The following is a 25,057-nucleotide window of genomic DNA, read 5'->3' on the forward strand; positions in this document are numbered from 1 at the left end:
AGCGACTCTTCTCTTTATCCGATGGAAATATCACCGGCGCGTATTGCGATAAGCGTTCCGTCGGCTTTTCTCAAGCGCAGCGCGCCGTCGACGGTCAGTCCGGCAAATTCGCCACTGATCTTGTCACCGCCATCGTCGCTGGTCGTCACGGTCATTCCGACGGGATGCGCCAAGGCCTGCCATTCGCTTAATATGTGCGCCAGACCGGCTTCCCGCCAAAGCTTCACCCAATTTTCAAATTCTCTCGACAGCTGGTCAAGAAAACCAATGGCGTCCACCACCGCGCCTTCCTTTTTCAGGCTGGTCACGGCCCGTCCTTCGACCTGCGGGGCCTGCGCGACATTGACGCCGATGCCGACGACCACCTGTTCCTTCACTCGCTCCAGCAATATGCCGCAGATCTTGGCGTCCGATACGAGCACATCATTGGGCCATTTGAGCAGCATCGGCACATCCGGCAGAAAATGACGAATGGCGGCGTGAACCGCCAGTCCCGCAACGAAAGACAAAGAGGACGGCTCCGGGTCGCCCGGTCGCATATCCACGACGGTGCTGCAGAAGAGATTGCCTTTCGGACTTTCCCATTTGCGGCCACGGCGCCCTACCCCGCCGGTCTGTGTCTCCGCGCGCAACCAGAATCCTTCCGGCGCGCTGCCGCTCAGGGCCAGCGCCTTCACATCCGCATTGGTCGATGCGGTTTCGGCAACAGTCTCTACGAATATAGTCAGAAAAGCGACGCCGCGGCGGCGTTGGTAATCGGCGCCATGAGCGGGATTGCCAGATAGCCAAGCGGAGAGACAAACAATGCCATGAGCGCGATCAGCCCGTTCTCGGTCTTGTGCCCGGTCGCGACAATCTCGCCCGACGGATCATCGAAATAGATGATCTTGACGACCTTGATATAGTAAAAGGCGCCGATCACCGATGCGGCGATACCGATCACCGCGAGCGGCAACATGCCGGCGGCAACAGCTGCATCAAAGACCAGGAACTTGCCCCAGAAACCGAAGAGCGGCGGGATGCCGGCAAGCGAGAACATGAACACGGCAAAAGCAGCAGCCAGACCGGGACGCGTCTGGGACAGTCCGGCGAGGCTCGAGAGGCTTTCCAGCGGCCTGCCGTCCTTGTCGCGCATTTCCAGCACGCAGATAAAGCTGCCCAGCGTCATCGCGACATAGATGGCAAGATAGAACATCATCGCCGAAATACCTTCCGGCGTACCGGCAGCGAGGCCGATCAGCAGAAAGCCGACATTGTTGATCGAGCTATAGGCCAGCAGCCGCTTGATATTCTGCTGTCCGATCGCGGCAACCGCACCGAGGATGATCGAGGCGAGCGCGACAAAGACGATGATCTGCTGCCAGGCCGAAGTCTGGCCGCCAAAAGCGTCGATAATGACCCGCGCGGTCAGCGCCACTGCGGCCACTTTCGGCGCGCTGGCAAAGAAAGTGCTGACCGGCGTCGGCGCGCCTTCATAGACATCCGGCGTCCACATGTGGAACGGCACGGCGCTGATCTTGAACGCCAGTCCCGACAGGACCAGTACCAGACCGATCAGCGGACCGGTGGACAGATCGCCGTTCAGCGTCTCGCCAATCACCGCGAAGCTGGTTGAGCCGGCAAAGCCGTAGACCAGAGAAATACCGAAGAGCAGCATACCGCTGGCCAACGCGCCCAGCACGAAATATTTCAGACCCGCTTCGGAAGAGCGCACGTCGGTGCGGATGAAGCTGGCCAGAACATAAGCCGACAGGCTGTTCAGTTCGAGACCGATATAGAGCGTCATCATGTCGGTCGCCGACACCATCATCCCCATGCCGACGCAGGCAAAGAGGATCAGGATCGGATATTCCGGGCGATATTTTCCGCCGGCCTGGAAGAAGCGCGGCGCAACCATCAGCGAGACGATCGCGGCCAGATAAATCAGGAATTTCGCGGTGCTGCCGAAGGCATCCATGCGATATTGGCCCTCGAAGGCGAATACGCCGTCCTTGAATTCGGGCATATGGGCCAGAACCATCAACAGGATCGATGCGCCGAACAGCGCTGCTGCCGACAATATCGTCACCAGACGCGCGGATTTTTCACCGCCCCAGGCGGCAACCAGCAGCAGGATCAGGCTGGAGATCGTGAGAAATACTTCCGGTGCAACCAGATACAGGGAATTTCCGATATCCATCAGTGGGCCTCCCCTTGAACATGGTCCTGGGTGACGGCCTTGGCCTCTCCCATCTTAAGATGCGCATCGCCTTCCGGAGCCGCGCGATCAATACGCGCAACCAGCGCGCCGACGTCACCGCGGATCGGTGCCATGAAGCTTTCGGGATAGACACCCATCCACATCACGGCAGCGGCGATTGGCGCGAGCAGCGCCATTTCCCGCGCGGACAGATCCGGCATCGCCTTGACGTCCTCGTGAACAAGCTCGCCGAAGGCAACGCGGCGATAAAGATAAAGCATATAGCCGGCGCCGAGGATGATCCCCGTGGTGGCGACCAGCGTAACCCAGCTGTTGACCTTGTAGAGGCCGACCAGCGAGAGAAATTCGCCAACGAAACCGCTGGTGCCCGGCAGACCGATCGACGCCATGGTAAACAGCATGAAGAGAATCGCATATTTCGGCATATTGATCGCCAGCCCGCCGTAACGGTCGATTTCACGCGTATGCAGCCGGTCGTAGATGACGCCAACGCAAAGGAAGAGCGCGCCCGATACCAGACCATGGCTCAGCATGACGATGACCGCGCCCTCGATGCCCTGACGGTTGAAGGCGAACAGACCGAGCGTGACAATCGCCATATGAGCGACCGAACTATAAGCGATCAGCTTCTTCATATCCTGCTGCACCAGCGCGACGAGAGACGTGTAGACCACGGCCACCATCGACAGCGCGAAGACCAGCCAGATGAACTGCTCGGACGCTTCGGGGAACATTGGCAGCGAGAAGCGCAGGAAGCCATAACCGCCCATTTTCAGCAATACGCCAGCCAAAATAACCGAACCGGCGGTCGGTGCCTGAACGTGCGCGTCGGGCAGCCAGGTGTGGACCGGCCACATCGGCATCTTGACCGCGAAGCTGGCGAAGAAGGCCAGCCAGAGCCATGTCTGTGCCTCGGGCGCGAAATCATAGTTGAGCAGGGTCGGAATGTCGCTGGTTCCGGCATCCTGCACCATCCACAGCATCGCGATCAGCATCACCACCGAGCCGAGCAACGTATAGAGGAAGAATTTATAGCTGGCGTAGATCCGGTTCGCCCCGCCCCAGATGCCGATGATCAGATACATCGGGATCAGGCCGGCTTCGAAGAGAATGTAGAAGAGGAAGATATCCTGCGCTGCGAAGACGCCGATCATCAGCACCTCCATGAACAGGAAAGCCGCCATATATTCGCCGACCCTTGTCTGGATCGATTCCCAGCTGGCACCGATACAGATCGGCATCAGGAACACGGTGAGCATGATCAGCATCATCGAAATGCCGTCGATACCCAGCGCCCAGGCGAAATTGCCGAACAGATCGGACCGCTCGACATATTGCCATTGCGGACCGCCGATATCGTAATTGGCCCAGAGAACCACGCCGAGGCCGAAAAGGACGAGTGTCGTCACAAGCGCCAGCCAGCGCGCGGCTTGCGCGTTGAGGAACAGGCAGATGATCGCTGCCAGCATCGGCAGGCCCATCATCAGCGACAGGATCGGAAAATCGAGCTGGTTCATTAGCTGGCTCCCCGCACGATAATCCAGGTCGCTGCGGCCGCGAGACCGAGCAGCATGACAAGCGCATAGCTGTAGAGATAGCCGCTCTGGAAGCGTTTCATCACGCCGGAGCCGCTGGCGATCACCGAAGCGATACCATTGGGGCCGAAGCGGTCGATCGTGCCCTCGTCACCGGTCTTCCAGAATTTCCGGCCCAGCCAGAAGGCGGGACGGATGAAGATCAGATTATACAGCTCGTCGAAATACCATTTGTTGAAGAAGAAATTGTAGAGCGGGCTGAAGGTCGCGGCCAGTCTTGCCGGACGGTCGGTTCCGCGGAAATACATGAAATAGGCGGTTGCGAGACCGGTGAGCATGGCCACCGTAGCCGACAATTTCACCCACAGCGGCACTTCGTGCATCGCGTGCATCAGGCCGGCGTCATAGGCAATGGAGCCGTTCCAGAACGCGCCATCGTCGATGAAAGCATGGCTGAACACAAAGCCGGCAAAGACAGCACCGACGGAGAGAACGCCGAGAGGAATCAGCATAGATAACGGACTTTCATGCGGGTGATAGCCACCGGTCTGGTCGGCGCCGGCTTCTTCGGGTGTCTTGTGCACGCTGTGCTGGATATGCTCGGACTGGATCCAGCGCGGCTTGCCCCAGAAGGTCAGGAACATCAGGCGCCAGCTGTAGAAGCTGGTCAGCAGCGCCGCGAGCACGCCGATGAAGAAGGCGAACTGGCCGGTTTCGGTGCCCGAGGCAAAGGCCGCCTCGATGATCGCGTCCTTGGAGTGGAAGCCGGCAAAGCCCGCGTGCAGCCAGTAAATGCCGACACCGGTGATCGCCAGCGTACCGGCCATCATCGCCCAGAAGGTCAGCGGGATTTCTTTCCGCAGGCCGCCATAATAGCGCATGTCCTGTTCGTGATGCATCGCGTGGATCACCGAACCGGCGCCGAGGAACAGCAACGCCTTGAAAAAGGCGTGGGTGAACAGGTGGAACATCGCGACATTATACGCGCCCACACCGGCGGCGAAGAACATATAGCCGAGCTGCGAACAGGTCGAATAAGCGATCACCCGCTTGATATCATTCTGGACGAGGCCGACGGTCGCGGCGAATATCGCGGTGCAAGCGCCGACAATGGTGACAACGGTCAAGGCGACATCGCTGGTTTCGAACATCGGCGACAGGCGGCAAACCATGAAGACGCCGGCCGTGACCATGGTTGCAGCGTGGATCAGCGCCGACACAGGGGTCGGCCCTTCCATCGCGTCCGGCAACCATGTGTGCAGACCCAGCTGCGCGGATTTGCCCATCGCGCCGACAAACAGCAGCAAACAGATGATGGTCATCGTGTCGAGGCGCATGCCGGCAAAGGTGATGGTCGATCCGGCCATTCCCGGTGCAGCTTCGAGGATTTCGGGAATCGAGACCGTCCCGAAGACCAGGAACGTCGCGAAGATGCCGAGCATGAAGCCAAGATCACCCACGCGGTTGACGACAAAAGCCTTGATCGCCGCGGCGTTCGCGCTCGGCTTCTTGAACCAGAAACCGATCAGCAGATAGGAGGCCAGTCCCACGCCTTCCCAGCCGAAGAACATCTGGACGAGATTGTCGGCGGTCACCAGCATCAGCATGGCGAAGGTGAACAGAGACAGATAGGCGAAGAAACGCGGCTGGTCCGGATCTTCGTCCATATAGCCCCAGCTATAGAGATGCACGAGCGCGGACACGGTGGTTACCACCACCAGCATTACGGCGGTCAGCGTATCAACGCGCAGCGCCCAGTCAAATTGCAGGTCGCCGGAGATCAGCCAGGTCAGGACCGGCACAACTTCGGCGCTATTTGCCCCGCTCAGAAAGCCGAGGAATATCGGCCAGCTGAGTGCACAGGACGTGAACAAAGCGCCCGTGGTGACGATCTTGGCCGGCACATTGCCGATCACGCGATTGCCGAACCCTGCGACAATCGCTGCCAGCAGCGGCAGGAATACTATGAGGGTGATACTGTTCACGCTTGCCCCCGGAGCCGTTCGTGCTGAGCTTGTCGAAGTATGGACGGCGTGCGCGAAGCCTGCCCTTCGACAGGCTCAGGGCGAACGGTATTGTTAGACGAACTCATGTTCACCCCTTCATCCGGTTGACATCATCGACGGCAATCGTGCCGCGCTGACGGAAATAAATCACGAGAATGGCCAGCCCGATGGCGGCCTCGCCTGCCGCCACGGTCAGAACGAACATGGCGAATATCTGCCCGGTCATATCGCCGAGAAAGGCACTGAACGCGACAAAATTGAGATTCACCGCAAGCAGGATCAGTTCGATCGCCATGAGGATGATGATGATATTTTTCCGATTGAGAAAAATGCCGAGCATGCCCATCACGAACAGGATCGAGCTGACGACGAGATAATGTTCGATACCGATCATGACATATCCCCGGCTGCTGAATATCTGGCGGACGGAGCCGATAGATTCTGAATCACAATTCCACTCCCTTGCCGACTTCGGGCTGTGTGTTGCGGGTCGCGTCTTCGGGCCGGCGAGCGACCTGATCGGCGATATTCTGTTTGCGGACGCCACCACGCGTACGATGCGTCAGCACGATCGCGCCGACCATGGCGACCAGCAGGATCATGCCCGCGGCCTCGAACAGGAAGACATATTTGCTGTAGAGCAAGGCGCCCAGCTGTTCGATATTAGACGGCGCGCCTTCCGGCAGACCGACCGCAGCGGTGGCCTCGCCCATGCCCGCAGACTGCCAGGTTCCGACGCCGAAGATAATCTCGACCACCAGCACCAGCGCCAGCAACAGGCCGAGCGGCAGGTTCTTCATGAAACCCGCGCGCAGCTCAGCAAAATCGATGTCGAGCATCATCACGACAAACAGGAACAACACCGCGACCGCACCGACATAGACGATGACCAGCAGCGCCGCGATAAACTCCGCGCCAACCAGCAGCATCAGACCCGCCGCATTGAAAAAGGCGAGGATCAGCCACAAGACGCTGTGCACCGGATTGCGCGAGAAAATGCACATGGCACCACTGGCAAGCACGATGGATGCGAATAGATAGAAAGCGAATATTTGCATTATGCGCATCCTCCCTGAAGCGAAGCTTTGGGGAGGTGGCGCGCCGAAGCCTTGGCGAAGGCGTGACGGAGGGGCCGCGAACGAAGCGAGCGCTGCGCACTCGCCCCCTCCACCAACCTGCGGTTGGTCCCCCTCCCCATGCTACGCATCGGGAGGAAATATACAGCGCAATTTTGCAAAAATGCCCCCATCTCAATCATCACAGCGCCCATTACCGATAAGGCGCATCGGCGGCAAGGTTTGCCGCGATTGCCCGCTCCCATTTGTCGCCGTTTTCCAGCAGCTTCGATTTGTCGTAAATCAGCTCTTCGCGCGTTTCCGTCGCATATTCGAAATTCGGACCTTCAACCACCGCATCGACCGGACAGGCTTCCTGACAGAAACCGCAGTAGATGCACTTGGTCATGTCAATGTCATAGCGCGTGGTCCGGCGCGAACCGTCTTCGCGCGGCTCGGCCTCGATCGTGATCGCCTGCGCCGGGCAGACCGCTTCGCACAGCTTGCAGGCGATGCAGCGTTCCTCGCCATTAGGATAGCGGCGCAACGCATGCTCCCCCCGGAACCGCGGCGAAATCGGGTTCTTCTCGTATGGATAGTTGATCGTTTTCTTCGCCTTGAAGAAATATTTCAGCGTCAAAGCATGGGCGCCGATAAATTCGAACAGGGTGAAGGCCTTGATGGTTTGTGCGATGGTCATTTTGACGCTCCTTCACGGGAGGGTGACGCCGCTTTCAACATACAATTACCCTTAAATTTCTCGCTGAACCGATAAATATCTTCGCCTTCATGGATGACTTCACCAACCCGGATGGAAAAAGGCGTGAATGGCTGCGATGAAATTTGAACTCGAGCGATTTTACCGACTTCACCAACTTTTAAATCGTTGCCCCTAATGATCCATTCACGCAGCTGAACTCCTTCGTCGGCAAATTTCATGGTAGACAAAGGGATGGCACTGACCTTGAAGAAAGCACGTTCCATTTCTTTGCTAAGTTCATCTGGCAGGTCAATCGACATGGTTCCAATTTTCCCCTCCAATGCAGGGTCTGGCTCGACTGGAAAAATCGTACAACTCAAAGCTGCGGCCATGGCAACAATCATACTCATAGCGGCAATCCAAACTTGTCAATCATCACATAGCCGCTGACCAGGAACACCCAGAGCAGGCTAAGCGGCAGGAATATTTTCCAGCCCAGACGCATCAGCTGGTCATAGCGGTAGCGCGGAACCGTCGCCATCACCCAGCTGAAGATGAAGAAGAAAAAGAACATCTTGCCGAACAGCCAGACAATGCCCGGAATATCGAACCACGGGATCCAGTCGACATCGAGCGGCGGCAACCAGCCGCCCCAGAAGAGGATCGCGTTGAGCGCGCACATCAGCAGGATATTGGCATATTCGCCAAGCCAGAACAGGGCGAAACTCATCGAGCTATATTCGGTCTGGTAACCGGCAACCAGCTCGCTCTCCGCCTCGGTCAGGTCAAACGGGTGCCGCGCGGTTTCCGCCATCGAGGCGATCAGGAATACCACCGCCATCGGGAACAAGAGCGGGTTCAGACCATAAGCATTAACGAGACCGAATATATGGCCTTCCTGCGAAAGCACGATATCGGAAAGATTGAAAGTCCCAGCGAACAATACCACCGAGATCAGAATGAAGCCGATCGAGACTTCGTAGCTAATCATCTGCGCGGCGGCGCGCATCGCGGAGAAAAACGGATATTTCGAGTTACTCGCCCAACCGGCGATAACCACCCCGTAAACACCCAGCGAACTGATCGCGAGAATATAGAGCAGGCCGATATTGATATTGGCCAGCACCATGCCCTCGCCGAACGGGATCACCGCCCAGGCCAGCAGGGCCACCGTGAAGGTGATGATCGGCGCCAGCAGGAACAGGCCCTTGTTGGCGCTCGACGGAATGATCGTTTCCTGCAGGAACACTTTCAGACCATCGGCAAAACTTTGCAGCAGGCCGAATGGGCCAACCACATTGGGCCCCTTGCGCAGCGCCATCGCCGCCCAGATTTTCCGGTCGACATAAATGATCATCGCGACGGCCAGCATCAGCGGCAGAGCGATCAGCAGGATCAGCGCCAGCGTGGCCACGAACCAGCCGAGTTCAGCGCCGAGGAAGGTGGTTTGGAGATATTCGGTCATTGGTTATCTCCCAGCTCACTCGGAGCAGCGTGGCGATTCCAGAATCGCACAAGAAAATCAAACAATATTCCGTTTGCAACGATCCAAATTGCTTCCGAGAATCCCTGCAAAATAGCCCTCAATAGCGCAGCTCTGACTATCACATCATTCTCCGGAGCATAGGGCATTTGCACTGCTTTAACTTCGTAATAAGACATCCAGAATGTTGCAAAAAACACTATTACGGCCAGCGCGTAGAAAATTTTCGGTGCTCTCACCAGCAGGTCAGGAAGCGGCTTCATTTTGCCATCTCCAGTACACCGTTCGTGCTGAGCTTGTCGAAATATGAACGGTGCGCGCGCAAGCTGTCCTTCGACAGGCTCAGTACGAACGGCAGTTTGGTGATACTCACTCTGCCGCCTCCATAATCTCGTCATCGGCGTGCAGCAGTTCCGCGGAACAGCGCTGCATGGTCGCGCTGGCGCGGGCGATGCTGTTGGTCAGGTAGAAGTCCTTGACCGGATGGACGCCCTGCCCCTTGGGTTCGTCAGGCAAGCCGGTGGGCGGCGACCATTCGAGCGTCACCAGACCTTCCTGCGCCAGTTCCGGATGATCCTTGGCCATCTTCGTGCGCAATTCTTCAAAACTGTCGAACGGCAGCGTCTTGCCCATCACATCGGACAGCGCCCGCAAGATGCTCCAGTCCTCGCGCGCGTCGCCCGGCGCAAAAATCGCCTTGTTCGAACGCTGCACACGGCCTTCCAGATTGACATAGGTGCCGTTTTTCTCGGTATAGGCCGCGCCCGGCAGGATCACATCCGCGGCATGGGCACCGGCATCGCCATGATGGCCGATATAGACCTTGAAGCTCTTGTCGAATTGCGAAAAGTCGGTTTCATCCGCGCCCAGTGCAAAGACCAGCTTCGGCTGCTTAGCCGCAATCGCCTTGATCCCGCCGTCATAGGCATAGCCGAGCATCAGCCCGCCGGTGCGCGAGGCACCGATATGCAGGACGTTGAAGCCGTTCCAGCCATCGCGGATCAGCTTATATTTGCTTGCCAGCTTCAAAGCCGCGCCATGCGCGCCTTCGATGCTGAGCGCGCCACCACCGAGAATGATCGCAGGCCGCTCAGCGCCCTTCAGCGCATCGGCAAGCGCCTTGGGCAGTTTCGCCAGCAGGCCCATATCGTCGCCCAGCCATTCGACCGGATAGGTCTGGTCTGCTTCCGGCCCGATGCCATATACCTTCGCACCGCGCTGGCGCACGGCCTTGCGGATGCGTGTGTTGACCAGCGACGCTTCCCAGCGCGGATTGGTCGAGACCAGCAGGATCACATCCGCTTCCTCGATACCGGCAATGGTAGAGTTGAAATTCACCGCAGCGAGATTGGACACATCATAGGATAGTCCGGTCTGGCGGCCTTCCAGCATGTCCGATTTCATCGACTTGAGCAGCTTTTTCGCCGCATACATGGTTTCGCAGTCAACCAGATCACCGGCGATCGCAGCAACAGAACTGCCCGCGTTCACGTCGGCAATTGCCTGGAATGCTTCGTTCCAGCTCGCCGCTTCCAGCTTGCCATTCTTGCGCACATAAGGCTTGTCGAGACGGCGCTTCATCAGGCCGTCGATGGCGTGGCGGGTCTTGTCGGTCGCCCATTCCTCGTTCACGTCATCATTGACGCGCGGCAGAGCGCGCAGCACTTCGCGGCCACGGCTGTCGATGCGGATATTGGTGCCGACACCGTCCATCACGTCGATGCCCAGCGTCTTGGTCAATTCCCATGGACGCGCTTCAAAGGCGTAAGGCTTGCTGGTCAGCGCACCCACCGGGCAGAGATCGACAACATTACCGCTGAGTTCGCTGTGCACCGCGCCTTCGAGATAGGAGGTAATCTCCATCCCTTCGCCACGGCCAATAGCGCCAATTTCCTCGACGCCGGCGACTTCCTCGGCAAAGCGCACACAACGCGTGCAGTGGATGCAGCGGGTCATCGCGGTCTTGACGATCGGCCCCATATATTTCTCGGTAACCGCGCGCTTATTCTCTTCGTAGCGCGAGCCGCCCTTGCCATAGGCCATGGCCTGATCCTGCAGATCGCATTCGCCGCCCTGGTCGCAAATCGGGCAATCGAGCGGATGGTTGATCAGAAGAAACTCCATCACCCCTTCGCGCGCCTTCTTGACCATTTCGCTGTCGGTACGAATTTCCTGACCTTCGGCAGCCGGCAAGGCACAGCTCGCCTGCGGCTTCGGTGGCCCCGGCTTTACCTCGACCAGACACATGCGGCAATTGCCGGCGATGGACAGCCGCTCATGATAACAGAAACGTGGGATTTCCTTGCCGGCAAGCTCGGCGGCCTGCAGCACGGTCGCGCCCTGCGGCACTTCCAGCTCGATGCCATCTACGGTGACTTTAGGCATTAGTTTTGCGCCTCGGTTGTTTCAGTTGCTTCCATTCCCAGAGCCAATTTCATATCCAGTTCATAAGCGACTTCCGCAAGAAGTGTTCGCAATTCAAGACGGGTGAAACCGAATTGCTGGCCTTCGGAAACCGGCAGACAATGGCTCATTTCAGCTTGCAGGGATGCAAATGCCGCATCCTCGTCGTTCGAATAAGGCTTTGTGCCAAAAAGCGCGAGCGTCTTTGCTGGAGCCATCCGGGAAACACATTCGGAAAATTGCTTCAGGGCAATGTCTTTTACGATCGCATCGCTCGTACCATCGGCTAATGTTGTAACCCGGTAGAGGGGCTCGACAGAAGAATAGTCGCCGACCGCATCACTACGGTATTTCCGACTTAGCAATGCACCGGACAATGCAGCCCTGAAAAGCGACCCGGAAAATTTCATTTCCGATCCAGCAGGAATACAGCCGCGGTTTTTCGTGGCGAGCAACTTTGTCATCCTGACATTTTCGTCCGAGTTGTCCGCACCATTTAAAATGTCCTCTGCGCGCCGGCGGTCATGTTTCGCAACGCAATTGGCAAATCTCCAGAAATGCGTAACAGCCTGTCGTTCGCTGGCCTGCGAAGATTGCGCATCGGCCGGGCCATCGACCCCGCTCATTACCATCATGGCCATGAGTATGAATGCAAAGACCGGTTTCACGCAGCTGCCTCCGGCACAGCTGACCCGATCGGGTAGCCATATCCCATGTCATATATGGTGAATTCAAACATTAGTCCTGCGCCTCTGGCAGAGGAGTTTGACTGGCGGTCGGCGCTCCAGCAACGAAGCGCTGCCACATTCCGTCTGCAGCAAAGCCGCGGATATTGGCGGGCTTGAGCTGCAGCTGCTGGCCGGCAACGATGCAGGCGCTCAGGGCTGGAACCAGAGCGACCGCTGCTTCCTTTTCAGCTTTCGTGCCGGAAGCCGTGCGAAGCAGCTTGTCGGCATTTACCGGATCCTGGCTCGCAATACAGTCGGACATGATCCCCAGAGCCTTTGCCGTGGGCAACATTTCGCCGGTCGTGACATACTCACGCGGCTTGGCAACCCAGTTCTCGTAATTGACCGGTGTTTTGGTATGCGCGCGCAAATAGGCTGCTTCCAGCATCATGTAGCGGAAGGCCGACGGAGAGAAAGAGATCGAGCTCTGGACCGCATCGCCCTGCATGACAAAACATTCGCGAATATTCCACTGGCGGAACATTTTCGATTCCTCGATACCTGCGCCTTCGAAATCGACGGTCAACGGGTCGCTGATGGCCAGCAAGCCATCAATCTGCTTCTGGTGCGGACCATAAGCGCAACTGACATAGCGGTCCCTGACCAGACCATCCTTGACCGGATCGGGCTTCTCCGGACGGACCGGTATCTTCGAACCGAGCTGGATGTCCGGATCGACCTGCGCAAGGGCCGGGCTGCCGAACGGCACGCCCAGAGCCAAAGTCACGAGGGATCCGACTATTAATGATGCTGTCTTCATTCCGCTGCCTCCAGCACTTCTGTGCCTTTATGTTCATCGATTCGCCGTTCCATCTCCGGACGGAAGTGCCGGATCAGACCCTGGATCGGCCAGGCCGCCGCGTCGCCGAGCGCGCAGATGGTGTGGCCTTCGACCTGCTTGGTCACTTCGTAGAGCGTATCGATATCCTCGATATCCGCGTCGCCATCACGCATTTTTTCCATCACGCGCCACATCCAGCCGGTGCCTTCGCGGCACGGCGTGCACTGGCCGCAGCTTTCATGCTTGTAGAAATAGCTGAGCCGCGAAATCGCGCGGACGATATCGGTCGACTTGTCCATAACGATGACCGCAGCCGTACCAAGACCGGAACCGAGATCCTTCAGACCGTCAAAGTCCATCGGCGCGTCCATGATCTGCTCGGCCGGAACCAGCGGAACCGAAGAACCGCCGGGAATGACCGCGAGCAGATTGTCCCAGCCGCCGGTGATACCGCCGCAATGTTTCTCGATCATGTCTCTGAACGGAATCGACATGGCTTCCTCGAACACCGCCGGTTTGTCGACATGGCCGGACACCTGGAACAGTTTCGTGCCGTGATTGCCCTCGCGACCAAAGCTGGCGAACCAGCTGGCACCGCGCCGCAGGATTGTCGGAACCACCGCGATCGATTCAACATTGTTCACCGTTGTCGGGCAGCCGTAAAGGCCGGCACCCGCCGGAAATGGCGGCTTGAGACGCGGCTGGCCCTTCTTGCCCTCGAGGCTTTCGATCATCGCGGTTTCTTCGCCGCAAATATAGGCGCCGGCGCCGCGGTGGACGAAGACGTCGAAATCATAGCCGGACTTGGCCGCATTCTTGCCGATCAGGCCAGCGTCATAGGCTTCCTTGACGGCCGCCTCCATGACCTTGGCCTCGAAAATATACTCGCCGCGAATATAGATATAGGCGGCGCGCGCGCGCATCGCGAAACCCGCGATCAGCGCGCCTTCGATCAATTTGTGCGGATCGTTGCGCAGGATTTCGCGGTCCTTGCAGCTCCCCGGCTCGGATTCATCGGCGTTGATGACGAGAAAGCTTGGCCGCGGATTGCCCTGGCTATCCTTGGGCGCTTCCTTGGGCATGAACGACCATTTCAGACCGGTCGGAAAACCCGCCCCGCCGCGACCGCGCAGACCGCTGGCCTTCATTTCCTCGATAATTTTGTCATTGCCGCGCTTGATGATGTCGGCAGTATTGTCCCAGTCACCGCGCTTCTGCGATGCCTTCAGGTCCCATGACTGGAACCCATAGACATTGGTGAAGATGCGGTCCTTGTCCTGAAGGAAATCAAACGCCATTATTTTTTCCTCCAACGGCCCCAGAGGCCGCCGATAATGCCAATGATGACAACGCCGAGCCCGATCCAGCCTGCATATCCGTCGAGTAGCATGGCATTAGCGCTCCCTTCCAACACCGTTCGTCTCGAGCGAAGTCGAGAGACCGGTTGTCGCGCAATGTGTCTCGACTACGCTCGACACGAACGGAAAACGGTTCACAGAAAAATCCATCACCATTCCCCCCGGTAATCGTGATTTTCCTCGACCATCGCCTGCAGGTTCGTCGGACCGCCCTCTGCTTCGCTGGTCTTGCGACCAATTTGCGAGCCGACCTTGATATCCTTGCCCGCTGCCAGATCCTCGAGAATCCGGGTCATGATGTCATAATCGAGATCTTCGTAATTATCGTCGTTGATCTGGACCATCGGTGCGTTGGAGCAATTGCCCATACATTCGACCTCGGTCAGCGTGAACAGGCCGTCGGGCGTCGTCTTGCCCTTTGCCATGCCCTTGTTCTTGCAGGCCGCCATCACATCGTCGCTACCGCGCAGCATGCACGGCGTGGTACCGCAAACCTGGACATGAAACCGCCCGACCGGCGCGAGATTATACATGGTGTAGAAGGTCGCGACCTCATAGGCCCGCATATAGGGCATATCGAGATAGGCGGCGACATATTCGATCACCGGAACCGGCAGCCAGCCTTGCGTTTTCGTGTCTGCACCAACCTGCCGCTGGGCCAGGTCGAGCAGCGCCATGACCGCCGATTTCTGTCGGCCAGCCGGATATTTCGCGATCTGCCATTTGGCGAGCTTTTCATTTTCCGGCGTAAACGCAAAATCGCCCCATTTGGCACGGGTTTCGATTTCGTCGGGGATGGTTGGTGCTTCAGCCATTAGTTGATAACCACTTTCGATAAAGTGCATCTGAGGATTTTGCACGTTCTAGGCGGATGCGGCGGTGTATTATGCCGAGAACCAACGGCAAACCACAAACAATAATCCCTGGCAAAATATATCGTTGATTGAGTTCAAAGTCTTGAAACAATGCTAGACTATAAGCGGAAAACAAGAGGCCAAACCACATGAATGCGACAGCTTCCCAACATGCGTTAGGCTTACGGGTTTGATATCGCCGCATAGCGAAATGCCAAAATGAACTAGCCAAACTCACCGGTCACACTCCCCGAACACGACATCAATCGCGCCCAAAATGGCGGTGGCGTCGGGCAGCATATGGCCCTTGGTCATGAAATCCATTGCCTGCAGATGCGAGAAAGCGGTCGGCCGGATCTTGCAGCGATAGGGCTTGTTTGTCCCGTCGCTGACCAGATAGACGCCGAATTCGCCCTTCGGGCTTTCGGTCGCGACATAGACTTCGCCGGCGGGGACGTGAAAGCCCTCGGTGTAGAGTTTGAAGTGATGGATTAGCGCTTCCATCGACTGTTTCATCTCGGCGCGCTTGGGCGGGACGATCTTGCGGTCGGTGGAGGCGACGGGGCCATCGGGCATTTCATTGAGGCACTGGCGCATGATCCGGGCGCTCTGCCGGACTTCCTCGACCCGCACCATGAACCGGTCATAGCAATCGCCCTTGGTGCCAACCGGCACATCAAAATCCATCCGGTCGTAAACGTCATAAGGCTGCGACTTGCGAAGGTCCCAGGCAACACCGCTGCCGCGCAGCACCGGGCCGGAAAAGCCCCAGCGAATTGCATCATCCTGCGACACGGTGGCAATATCGACATTGCGCTGCTTGAAGATCCGGTTGCCGACGACCAGGCTCATCGCATCCTCGAACAGCGTCGGGAATTCATCCAGCCAGTCGGCGATATCGGTGAGCAGCTTCAGCGGCACGTCCTGGTGCACGCCGCCGGGCCGGAACCAGGCGCTGTGCATGCGGGCGCCGCTCGCCCGCTCGAAAAAATTCATGCACTGTTCGCGAATTTCGAACACCCAGATATTGGGCGTCATTGCGCCGACGTCCATGACATGGGCACCGATGTTGAGCATGTGATTGCAGATCCGGGTCAGCTCGGCGAATAGCACCCGCAGATATTGCCCGCGCAGCGGAACCTCGAGATCAAGCAATTTCTCGATCGCCAGCACATAGCTATGCTCCATCGCCAGCGGCGAGCAATAATCGAGCCGGTCGAAATAGGGCAAAGCCTGCAAATAGGTTTTGTGCTCGATCAGCTTCTCGGTGCCGCGGTGCAGCAGCCCGACATGCGGATCGACGCGTTCGACAATCTCGCCATCGAGCTCCATCACCATCCGCAAAACACCATGGGCTGCGGGATGCTGGGGACCGAAGTTGATCGTGAAATTCTGAATTTCCAGATCGCCGACCGTCGGATCGGATTCATCGGCGATATGGTCCATTTCGTCGAGATAGTCAGCCATTAGATGCCTACCTTTCCGTTCGCTTCGAGCGAAGTCGAGAAGCCGTGAGCCAGCGTTCCACTCTCCCGTTCGCTTCGAGCGAAGTCGAGAAGCCGGTTGTGGTGGATAGAGGTGTCTCGACTACGCTCGACACGAACGGGAGCGTTGCTAGCCATCACTTGCCCTCCCCCTTCTTTTGCGTACCCGACCTGGTCCGCTTCGGAGCCGGCTTCTTGGCCGCAGCTTCTTCGCGCTTCGACGGCTTGGCGGCTTCCTTGTCGGCCTTTTCGCCAGCGCCGGTATCTTTCTTGTCGTCGGTGGTCTTCGGCGTCGGTGGCGGCGCTTCGCCGCCCACTTTCTCGTCACCGGGCAAAATATAGTCCGCGCCTTCCCATGGCGACATGAAGTCGAAGCTGCGGAAATCCTGCGCCAGCTTCACCGGCTCATAGACAACGCGCTTCGCTTCTTCGGAATAGCGCATCTCGACATAGCCGGTCAGCGGGAAATCCTTGCGGAATGGATGCCCCTGAAAACCATAGTCGGTCAGGATCCGGCGCAAATCGGTATTGCCGTCGAACAGGACGCCATACATGTCGAACACTTCGCGCTCGAGCCAGCCGGCAACTTCCCAGATATGGGTAACGCTTGGCACCGCATTGTCCTCGTCGGTCGTGACCTTGACGCGGATGCGATGGTTCTTGGTGAGGCTGAGCAGATGATAGCAGACCTCGAACCGCTCGGCGCGATCCGGATAGTCGACCCCGGCAATTTCCATCAGCTGCTGATATTCATGCTTTTCGCGCAGCTTTTCCAATACCGTGGCAAGCTTCTTGCGCTCGACGGTGAAGCTGATTTCGCCATAGGCCTCGACCGTGTCGACCAGGGCAGCGCCGATCGCCTTGCCAAGCTTGGCGGCAACGCCGGCGTTACTGGAGATAGCTGGTGCGGAATGAGCCATTAGAAAACCCCGTTCGTCTCGAGCGAAGTCGAGAGACCGTTATTCACCACTGCATGTCTCGACTTCGCTCGACATGAACGGAAAGATTGCAAATTTACCATCCTAGCGCTCGAACGTCCCGATGCGGCGGATCTTCCGCTGCAATTGCATCACGCCGTAGAGCAAGGCCTCTGCGGTCGGCGGGCATCCGGGCACGTAAATATCGACCGGGACGATCCGGTCGCAGCCACGGACAACGCTATAGCTGTAATGATAATAGCCGCCGCCATTGGCGCAACTGCCCATCGAGATCACATATTTCGGATCGGACATCTGGTCATAGACCTTGCGCAGCGCCGGAGCCATCTTGTTGCACAAGGTGCCGGCGACGATCATTACGTCCGACTGACGCGGACTGGCACGCGGGGCAGCACCGAAACGCTCCATATCGTAGCGCGGCATGTTGACGTGGATCATCTCGACCGCGCAGCAGGCGAGACCGAATGTCATCCACCAGAGCGAACCGGTCCGGGCCCACTGGAACAATTCCTCGGTAGAAGTGACAAGGAAGCCCTTGTCATTCACTTCCGAATTCAGGTCCTTGAAAAACGCCTCGTCAGGCTGCGTATCGGGACGCATCGGCGTGCCGTCTGCGTTCAATATGGCCGAACCACTGGTGCCAGTTTCTAATCCCACTCCAGCGCTCCTACTTTCCAGGCATATGCAAAGCCGATAACCAGCTCGGCAAGAAATACCATCATTGTCGTCCAGCCGACCCAGCCGGTGAGTTCAAGCGAAACGGCCCAGGGGAACAGAAAGGCTGCCTCCAGGTCGAAAATGATGAACAGGATCGCGACCAGATAGAAGCGGACGTCAAACTGACTGCGCGAATCTTCGAAGGCGGGAAAACCGCACTCATATTCCGAGAGCTTCTCGGCGCTCGGATTATGGGTTCCGGTGAGACGGGAGACACCCATCGGCAGGAACACAAAGGCCGTGGACAGACCTGCCGCTACGAACAGGAACAATAATATCGGTGCATATTCGGAAAGATCGACCACTGATGACTCGTTTCGCTAATATTCGGGGCCGCTTTTAGGCAGTGGCTCCCCATGCCGCAAGGGTGAAGTGGCTAAAATTGCGGCCTTTTGCGAGGCGTTCGCAGTTAGAGCAGCGACTTTGCCAATATCCGGTGCAGCTTGCTGTGCAGCGCTTCGTTCGATGCCAATATTTCGCCCTGCCCGATCGGCTGGTCGCCGCCGGTATAGTCGGTGACAAAACCGCCCGCTTCGCGAACCATCAATATCCCGGCTGCAACGTCCCATACTTTCAGACCGGCTTCCCAGAAACCGTCATAGCGGCCGGCGGCCAGCCAGGCGAGATCGAGCGCGGCCGAACCATTGCGCCTGATCCCGGCGACCTGCGGTGCCACGGCGCCGAAGATCCGCGCCCATTCGCCCAGATCGCCATGGCCCTTGAAAGGGATTCCGGTGGCAATCAACGCTTCCGACAGATCGCGGCGGGCCGAGACGCGCAAACGGCGCTCGCCGAGCCATGCGCCCTTGTCCATTTCCGCCCACCAGGTCAGATCGGTGAGCGGTTCGTAGATCAGGCCGCTGGTAATCTTGCCCCAGCCGCGCCCGTCGAGCGAGCGCTCCTGAACCGCGATCGAAATGGCGAAATGCGGAATGCCGTGGAGAAAATTCGAGGTGCCGTCGAGCGGATCGATGATCCAGCGCGGCTTGCCTTCCTCGCCCTCGATCATGCCGCCCTCTTCGAGCACGAAGCCCCAGCCGGGACGGACTTTCAGCAATTCGTCGTAGAGAATCCGCTCGGCGCGCATGTCGGCCTTGGAAACAAAGTCGGCAGGCCCTTTTTTGGACACCTGCAGATGCTCTACTTCGCCGAAGTCGCGGCGCAGGCGCGATCCCGCCTTGCGCGCGGCGCGCTCCATGACGGTGATAAGGGCGGAATGTGCTGGCATTTTAATGTCTCCCCCCTCCCGTTTACGGGAAGGGCTTGGGGTGGGTCTATCTGTTTTTCAAAGAGCAGGCGAGCAATATGGTCGTGCCCGCCCTGGTCCCTCCCGCAAGCGGGAGGGTATTTGGTCAGCTGGCCTTGCCAACATATTCGCGGGCGTAAACATCGACGATGATCCGCGTGCCGGCCGAAATGAATGGCGGCACCATGACGCGGACACCATTGTCGAGCACGGCAGGCTTGTAGCTGGAAGAAGCGGTCTGCCCCTTGACCACAGCGTCGGCTTCGACAACCTCGGCCTCGATCTGGTCGGGCAGCGCCACGGAGATCGGCTTTTCGTCATAAAGTTCCAGCTGTACGTCCATGCCGTCCTGCAAAAATTCGACCGCTTCGCCCAGCAGATCGGCGGGCAAGGTGATCTGCTCGTAATTTTCCTTGTCCATGAAGGTCAGCAGGTCGCCATCCGCGAAAAGATATTGAAAGGTCTTGGTGTCGAGACGAACCTTCTCGAGCGTATCGGCGCTGCGGAAACGAACGTTGGTCTTGCGACCGTCGACGAGATTCTTCATCTCGACCTGCATATAGGCGCCGCCCTTGCCCGGCTGCGTATGCTGGATCTTGGCAACCTTCCAGAGGCCGCCTTCATATTCCAATATATTGCCCGGACGGATATCCACACCGCTGATCTTCATCGCTTGTCTCGCTCGATAGAATGTTTGATTGAGCGGCGCTGTAATCTGCTGGCCGATAATAGGCAAGCCCGGTGACACCGAAAGCGGTGCGATCACACCACAGGTCTTTTTCATACAATACGCCGAAACGCGCTGCGGCTAGGAACAGGGCATGGCACAAACAGAGATGACACGCTTGCGCGGCAACTACAGAAATGCGACCCCACGGCGCAAAACCGCGCTGGCGGCCGGCCTGTTCGGCTATTCGATTGCCAATGGACGGATGCACTCGTTCAAGGAGACCGAGGGCTATTTGCGCGACATGGAACAAATGCCCAATTTCGTCCCGCCGTCGGTCAGCAGTTTCGTCGCCCAATATCTGTCGTCCAATATCGGCAAGACCCACGGTTCATCCTAACCGGCCGGAGTCTTCTCCAATATTTCGGCAAATTTCCTAACCGCCGCCCCGGGGCCGGCCGGGTCATTCCACACCGCGCCGCTCACCGCCAGAAAATCCGCACCTGCATCGATCAGAGGCTGGCAGTTTTCTACCGTGATTCCACCGATAGCGACGCAGGGTATTTCCATCATCCCGGACCACCATTGGAGCAGTTCGGGTTCAGGCCGGTGATGGGTTTCCTTGGTGCTGGTGGGGAAAAAAGCGCCAAAGGCCACATAATTGGCGCCGCCCTCGCCTGCTTCCATCGCCAGATGGCGGCTGTCGTGGCAGGTGATGCCGATCTGGACATCATTGCCCAATGTCTCGCGGGCATTTTTCAGACTCTCGTCCGCCTGTCCCAGATGCACGCCATCCGCGCCCAGTTGCCGGGCCAGCGCGACATCGTCATTGACGACGAAGGCCACATCAAATTCGTCGCAGATCGCTTTCAGCGGTCCGGCCAGCCGCGCGGCTTCCTGCCGGTCGACATCCTTCACCCGGAACTGGAAAGCCGCGACAGGTCCGGCTTGCAGCGCCTCGCGCAGACGGTCGGGAAAGGGTCCGCCGACATCCAGTGGCGAAATCAGATATAGCTGGCAGGGAATGTCGTTCATTTTCCGTCTTCTAGCGCCTTCATCGGACCAAGGCGAGCAGGAAACCGTCCCACTTCTTGCTGCCCACTGTCTGCATCGCCGTGGCATCTATGCGCGGATTATCCTGCAGCGCGTCATACAGGGCGCGGGTACCGGCCACCTTCGGATCGCCGGAACGCGGATCGATCACCTCGCCTGCCCGCACGACATTGTCGAATATCAGCATCGTGCCCGGGCGGGACAAGCGGATCGCATAGTCCAGATAGGCGGGATAATTATCCTTGTCGGCATCGATGAAGACAAAGTCGAAAGCGGTCTCCGCCTCGACGCACATGCCGGCGAGCGTGTCGCAGGCCGGCCCAACGCGGATATCGACGCGATGGCCGACGCCCGCATGGTCGAGATTGCCGCGCGCCACGGCTGCATAATCGCCTTCGAGCTCCAGCGTGACCAGCACGCCGTCCTCGTCCAGCGCGCGGGCCAGACAGATGGATGAATAACCGCCCAGCGTCCCGATCTCCAGAATACGCTTCGCCCCGACGCCACGCGCCAGCAACTGCAACATCTTGCCTTGCGCCAGGGAAACGTCTATCGGCGGCAGGCCCGCTCGCCGGTTATTCGCGAGCGCCGTTTCCAGTGCCGCGTCCTCGCCGATCAGCTTGTCGACGATATAATCGTCGACAGCAGACCAGGCGGGATCGGACATGGACAAGCCCGGGCCCTCCGGTCAGGCTATCGAAGCGCGATAAATCTTGTCGATCGCGCCGCCGAGCACGGCATCAAATTCCTCGTCGCTCTGCGAAACCCGCAGGTCCTGCAGCAAGCCACGGCTGAAGCTGGCGATCATGCCTTCATTCTTCGCCAGTTCCGCGCAGGCTTCCTCGGTGGAATAGCCGCCGGAAAGCGCCACCAGCCGGACCACCTTGGGATGATCGACCAGCGATTTGTAGAGATTGGCCTCGACCGGAATCGACAATTTCAGCATCACCCGCTGGTCATCCGCCAGCGCGTCGAGATGCTTGTTCAGTTCGCCGAGCAGGATTTTGTCGCATTCGGCCCGCTCCTCGCTCTTGATATTCACTTCCGGTTCGATGATCGGCACCAGCCCGTTGGCCAGGATCTGCTTGCCGAAGTCGAATTGCTGGGCGACGATCGCCGCAATGCCCTTCGCATTGGCCTTGTTGATCACCGACCGCATCTTGGTGCCGAAAACACCTTTTGCCAGCGCCTGCTTGCACTGGTCGGCAAGATCGGGGATCGGTTTCATCAGCTGGACGCCATCGGCTTCGTCCTCGAGACCCTTGTCGACCTTCAGGAAGGGCACGACGCCGCGATCCCAGAGCGCTTCGGGCACCGGCTTGCCGCCAGCATCGCCGTTCATCGTCTTTTCGAACAGGATCGCGCCGATCACCTTGCCATTGCCGAAGCTGGGCGAGGTGATGATCCGGCTGCGCATCTTGTGGATCAGACCGAACATCTCGTCGTCATTGGAGAATGAATCGGCACCGATGCCGTAACCGGCCAATGCCTTGGGCGTCGAGCCACCGCTCTGGTCCAGTGCGGCAATAAAGCCTTGGCCATTCTCGATCTTGCTCATCATTTCACTATTCGCCATTTTTCATTTCCTGATATGTTCAATATTATTGGTTGAGCGCTTCGACGCCGGGCAGAGGCTTGCCTTCCATCCATTCAAGGAAAGCGCCTCCTGCGGTCGATACAAAGCTGAAATCATCGGCAACGCCGGCATGGTTGAGCGCGGCGACCGTATCGCCACCCCCTGCAACAGACAGCAATTGCCCTTCCTTGGTCAGGGCCGCGGCGGTTTTCGCCAACGCGACCGTTGCACTGTCGAAGGGTGGCGTCTCGAACGCACCAAGCGGACCGTTCCAGACCAGAGTCTTGCAGGTCTTGAGCACATCGGACAGCGCCTCGACGGCAGCAGGCCCGATATCGAGAATCATTTCATCGGCCTCGACCTCGTGGACATTGACCGTGCGTGTCGGCGGATTGGCGCGGAATTCCTTCGCCACAACCACATCATAAGGCAGATGCACGGTGCAGTCGGCCGCGTCGGCCGCAGCCAATATTTCATTGGCGGTGTCGGCCAGCTCATGCTCGCACAGGGACTTGCCGACATCGACGCCGCGCGCCGCCAGAAAGGTGTTGGCCATGCCGCCGCCGATGATCAGATGATCGACCTTCTCGACCATCTGCCGCAGCACGTCGAGCTTGCTGGAGACTTTCGCCCCGCCGACCACGGCGGCCACCGGATGCTCGGGATTGCCCAGCGCCTTGTCGAGCGCGGTCAGTTCGCCTTCCATCGAACGGCCGGCGTAGGATGGCAGCAGATGCGCCAGCCCCTCGGTCGTCACATGCGCGCGGTGCGCCGCCGAGAAAGCGTCATTGACATAGAAGTCACCGAAAGCGGCGATCGCCTTGGCCATCGCCGGATCGTTTTTCTCCTCGCCCGGCGCAAAGCGACTGTTTTCCAGCACGGTGATGCTGCCCTCGGGCAAGGCATCGATGGCCGCCTGGTCAGGTTTCTGCATGAAACCGACGTCCCGGCCCAGAACCGCCGCCAGAGGGGCAACCACGGGTTCGAGCGAATATTCGGCTACATATTCCCCTTTCGGGCGTCCGAAATGGGCGAGCAACAGCAGTTTCGCGCCCTTGTCAGCCAATTCGGCAACCGTCGGCATCAGGGCCTTCAGGCGCATGTCGTCGGTTACCTTGCCGTCCGCCATCGGGACGTTCAGGTCGACGCGGACCAGGCCGCGCTTTCCCCGAACATCACCGATATCATCAAGCGTTTTGAAACTATTAGCTGACATTAATCAGAACCTTTGTGAGTTAGAGCAAGCCTGCCATGACCTTGGCCGTATCGATCATGCGGTTGGAGAAGCCCCATTCATTGTCATACCAGCTGACGACGCGGACAAGCTTGCCGTCCATCACCGTGGTTTCGAGACTGTCGACCGAGCTGCTGGCCGGCTGATGGTTGAAGTCGCTGGACACCAGCGGCTTGTCTTCAAAGACCAGCACGCCCTTCATCGCGCCTTCGGCAGCGGCTTTCAGCGCGCCGTTGACTTCCTCGACCGTGGTGTCGCGGCTTGGCGTGATCACCAGATCGACCAGGCTGACATTCGGGGTCGGCACGCGGACGGACGAGCCGTCGAGCTTGCCGTTCAGTTCCGGCAGCACCAGACCGACGGCGCGGGCAGCCCCGGTGGTCGTCGGGATCATGTTGACCGCACCGGCGCGGGCACGGCGCATGTCGCTGTGCATCTGGTCGAGCATCCGCTGGTCGTTGGTATAGCTGTGGATCGTGGTCATGAAACCGCGCTCGATGCCCACCGTGTCGTGCAGCACCTTGGCAACCGGAGCGAGGCAGTTGGTCGTGCAGGACGCATTGGAGACAATGATATCCGATGACGTCAGGACGTCGTGATTGACGCCGTAGACGACCGTTTTCAGGTCACCCTTGGCCGGAGCCGAGATCAACACGCGTTTCGCGCCGGCGTCGATATGCGGTTGTGCCGCATCCTTGGACTGGAAGAAGCCGGTGCATTCGAGCACGATGTCCACGCCCATGTCGCCATGCGGCAGATCGCCGGGATTGCGTTCAGAGGTCACCGCGATTTTCTTGCCATTGACCATGATATGATCGCCATGGGCGGTCACTTCGCCGGGGAAACGGCCATGCACACTGTCATAGGCGAACAGCAGAGCGTTGGATTCGGCGTCCGCCAGATCGTTGATCGCGACCAGTTCGAGACCGTCATCTTCGCGTTCCAATATCGCGCGGGCGACCAGACGGCCGATCCGGCCAAATCCGTTAATTGCTACTTTTGTCATCAATTTTGCTCCTTTGCATGCGAACTTTCTGGC

The 25,057-nt window shown here is 58.5% G+C and carries 27 protein-coding genes; 1 reads left to right on the forward strand and 26 read right to left on the reverse strand.

Features of this window, described 5'->3' with window-relative positions:
• Window positions 1-14 precede the first annotated feature (14 nt).
• The 21 genes from CHN51_RS16900 to efp form a co-directional block, all read right to left on the reverse strand.
• Window positions 15-806 (reverse strand): biotin--[acetyl-CoA-carboxylase] ligase, encoded by a 792-nt coding sequence (locus CHN51_RS16900; protein WP_346426345.1) that lies wholly within the window; start codon window positions 804-806, stop codon window positions 15-17.
• On the reverse strand, window positions 725-2,179 hold the full coding sequence (nuoN, locus tag CHN51_RS16905; RefSeq protein WP_100095064.1) for an NADH-quinone oxidoreductase subunit NuoN: 1,455 nt from the start codon (window positions 2,177-2,179) through the stop codon (window positions 725-727). Before nuoN ends, CHN51_RS16900 begins: the two co-directional genes overlap by 82 nt.
• A complete protein-coding gene (locus tag CHN51_RS16910) occupies window positions 2,179-3,717 on the reverse strand; it encodes an NADH-quinone oxidoreductase subunit M (RefSeq protein ID WP_100095065.1) in 1,539 nt (512 codons plus the stop codon). The genes nuoN and CHN51_RS16910 overlap by 1 nt, the downstream gene beginning before the upstream one ends.
• Entirely contained in the window at window positions 3,717-5,720 is a 2,004-nt protein-coding gene (gene nuoL / locus CHN51_RS16915; RefSeq protein ID WP_100095066.1) for an NADH-quinone oxidoreductase subunit L, read from the reverse strand. Before nuoL ends, CHN51_RS16910 begins: the two co-directional genes overlap by 1 nt.
• Window positions 5,721-5,829: 109 nt before the next feature.
• Window positions 5,830-6,135 carry an NADH-quinone oxidoreductase subunit NuoK gene (nuoK, locus tag CHN51_RS16920; protein ID WP_100095067.1) on the reverse strand — a complete coding sequence of 102 codons (306 nt, stop codon included), beginning with the start codon at window positions 6,133-6,135 and terminating at the stop codon, window positions 5,830-5,832.
• Between the two features lie 52 nt (window positions 6,136-6,187).
• Complete coding sequence (locus CHN51_RS16925; protein ID WP_100095719.1) at window positions 6,188-6,802, reverse strand: NADH-quinone oxidoreductase subunit J; 615 nt, start codon at window positions 6,800-6,802, stop codon at window positions 6,188-6,190.
• Window positions 6,803-7,010: 208 nt separating this feature from the next.
• Window positions 7,011-7,496, reverse strand: a complete 486-nt coding sequence (nuoI, locus tag CHN51_RS16935) for an NADH-quinone oxidoreductase subunit NuoI (protein WP_100095069.1) — start codon at window positions 7,494-7,496, stop codon at window positions 7,011-7,013.
• Entirely contained in the window at window positions 7,493-7,906 is a 414-nt protein-coding gene (locus CHN51_RS16940; protein WP_123906348.1) for a hypothetical protein, read from the reverse strand. The genes nuoI and CHN51_RS16940 overlap by 4 nt, the downstream gene beginning before the upstream one ends.
• Window positions 7,903-8,961, reverse strand: coding sequence for an NADH-quinone oxidoreductase subunit NuoH (gene nuoH, locus CHN51_RS16945; protein WP_100095071.1), 1,059 nt, complete (start codon window positions 8,959-8,961; stop codon window positions 7,903-7,905). Before nuoH ends, CHN51_RS16940 begins: the two co-directional genes overlap by 4 nt.
• Window positions 8,958-9,242, reverse strand: a complete 285-nt coding sequence (locus CHN51_RS16950; RefSeq protein WP_100095072.1) for a hypothetical protein — start codon at window positions 9,240-9,242, stop codon at window positions 8,958-8,960. Before CHN51_RS16950 ends, nuoH begins: the two co-directional genes overlap by 4 nt.
• 106 nt (window positions 9,243-9,348) lie before the next feature.
• Complete coding sequence (nuoG, locus tag CHN51_RS16955; RefSeq protein ID WP_100095073.1) at window positions 9,349-11,364, reverse strand: NADH-quinone oxidoreductase subunit NuoG; 2,016 nt, start codon at window positions 11,362-11,364, stop codon at window positions 9,349-9,351.
• Entirely contained in the window at window positions 11,364-11,837 is a 474-nt protein-coding gene (locus tag CHN51_RS16960; protein ID WP_123906349.1) for a hypothetical protein, read from the reverse strand. Before CHN51_RS16960 ends, nuoG begins: the two co-directional genes overlap by 1 nt.
• A 283-nt stretch (window positions 11,838-12,120) precedes the next feature.
• Window positions 12,121-12,870, reverse strand: a complete 750-nt coding sequence (locus CHN51_RS16965) for a hypothetical protein (RefSeq protein WP_123906350.1) — start codon at window positions 12,868-12,870, stop codon at window positions 12,121-12,123.
• Window positions 12,867-14,189, reverse strand: coding sequence for an NADH-quinone oxidoreductase subunit NuoF (gene nuoF, locus CHN51_RS16970; protein WP_100095076.1), 1,323 nt, complete (start codon window positions 14,187-14,189; stop codon window positions 12,867-12,869). Before nuoF ends, CHN51_RS16965 begins: the two co-directional genes overlap by 4 nt.
• Window positions 14,190-14,398: 209 nt before the next feature.
• Window positions 14,399-15,064 carry an NADH-quinone oxidoreductase subunit NuoE gene (nuoE, locus tag CHN51_RS16975; RefSeq protein WP_100095720.1) on the reverse strand — a complete coding sequence of 222 codons (666 nt, stop codon included), beginning with the start codon at window positions 15,062-15,064 and terminating at the stop codon, window positions 14,399-14,401.
• Window positions 15,065-15,337: 273 nt separating this feature from the next.
• On the reverse strand, window positions 15,338-16,570 hold the full coding sequence (locus tag CHN51_RS16980; protein ID WP_100095077.1) for an NADH-quinone oxidoreductase subunit D: 1,233 nt from the start codon (window positions 16,568-16,570) through the stop codon (window positions 15,338-15,340).
• 154 nt (window positions 16,571-16,724) lie between these two features.
• Entirely contained in the window at window positions 16,725-17,507 is a 783-nt protein-coding gene (locus tag CHN51_RS16985; protein ID WP_100095078.1) for an NADH-quinone oxidoreductase subunit C, read from the reverse strand.
• 102 nt (window positions 17,508-17,609) lie between these two features.
• On the reverse strand, window positions 17,610-18,125 hold the full coding sequence (locus CHN51_RS16990; protein WP_100095721.1) for an NADH-quinone oxidoreductase subunit B: 516 nt from the start codon (window positions 18,123-18,125) through the stop codon (window positions 17,610-17,612).
• A 47-nt stretch (window positions 18,126-18,172) separates the two neighbouring features.
• Window positions 18,173-18,547, reverse strand: coding sequence for an NADH-quinone oxidoreductase subunit A (gene ndhC / locus CHN51_RS16995; protein WP_100095079.1), 375 nt, complete (start codon window positions 18,545-18,547; stop codon window positions 18,173-18,175).
• 104 nt (window positions 18,548-18,651) lie between these two features.
• On the reverse strand, window positions 18,652-19,470 hold the full coding sequence (locus CHN51_RS17000; protein ID WP_100095080.1) for an inositol monophosphatase family protein: 819 nt from the start codon (window positions 19,468-19,470) through the stop codon (window positions 18,652-18,654).
• A 124-nt stretch (window positions 19,471-19,594) separates the two neighbouring features.
• Entirely contained in the window at window positions 19,595-20,158 is a 564-nt protein-coding gene (efp, locus tag CHN51_RS17005) for an elongation factor P (protein ID WP_100095722.1), read from the reverse strand.
• Window positions 20,159-20,309: 151 nt separating this feature from the next.
• Between efp and CHN51_RS17010 the strand changes: the two genes are divergently transcribed.
• Window positions 20,310-20,555: a hypothetical protein gene (locus CHN51_RS17010; RefSeq protein WP_100095081.1), complete on the forward strand. Its 246-nt coding sequence runs from the start codon at window positions 20,310-20,312 to the stop codon at window positions 20,553-20,555.
• On the opposite strand, the gene thiE is transcribed toward CHN51_RS17010, so the two are convergent.
• From thiE to gap, 5 genes are read right to left on the reverse strand one after another with little or no spacing between them, the layout of a single operon-like run.
• Entirely contained in the window at window positions 20,552-21,190 is a 639-nt protein-coding gene (gene thiE / locus CHN51_RS17015) for a thiamine phosphate synthase (protein WP_100095082.1), read from the reverse strand. The genes CHN51_RS17010 and thiE overlap by 4 nt on opposite strands.
• A gap of 19 nt (window positions 21,191-21,209) precedes the next feature.
• Window positions 21,210-21,875 carry an O-methyltransferase gene (locus CHN51_RS17020; protein WP_100095083.1) on the reverse strand — a complete coding sequence of 222 codons (666 nt, stop codon included), beginning with the start codon at window positions 21,873-21,875 and terminating at the stop codon, window positions 21,210-21,212.
• 21 nt (window positions 21,876-21,896) lie between these two features.
• The gene (locus tag CHN51_RS17025; protein ID WP_100095084.1) at window positions 21,897-22,784 is read right to left on the reverse strand and encodes a fructose bisphosphate aldolase; all 888 of its coding nucleotides are present in this window, start codon (window positions 22,782-22,784) and stop codon (window positions 21,897-21,899) included.
• A 25-nt stretch (window positions 22,785-22,809) separates the two neighbouring features.
• Window positions 22,810-24,000, reverse strand: coding sequence for a phosphoglycerate kinase (locus tag CHN51_RS17030; protein ID WP_100095085.1), 1,191 nt, complete (start codon window positions 23,998-24,000; stop codon window positions 22,810-22,812).
• A 19-nt stretch (window positions 24,001-24,019) separates the two neighbouring features.
• Complete coding sequence (gap, locus tag CHN51_RS17035; RefSeq protein ID WP_100095086.1) at window positions 24,020-25,027, reverse strand: type I glyceraldehyde-3-phosphate dehydrogenase; 1,008 nt, start codon at window positions 25,025-25,027, stop codon at window positions 24,020-24,022.
• Window positions 25,028-25,057 lie beyond the last annotated feature (30 nt).

The organism is Sphingorhabdus sp. YGSMI21, from assembly GCF_002776575.1.
Lineage (GTDB): Bacteria > Pseudomonadota > Alphaproteobacteria > Sphingomonadales > Sphingomonadaceae > Parasphingorhabdus.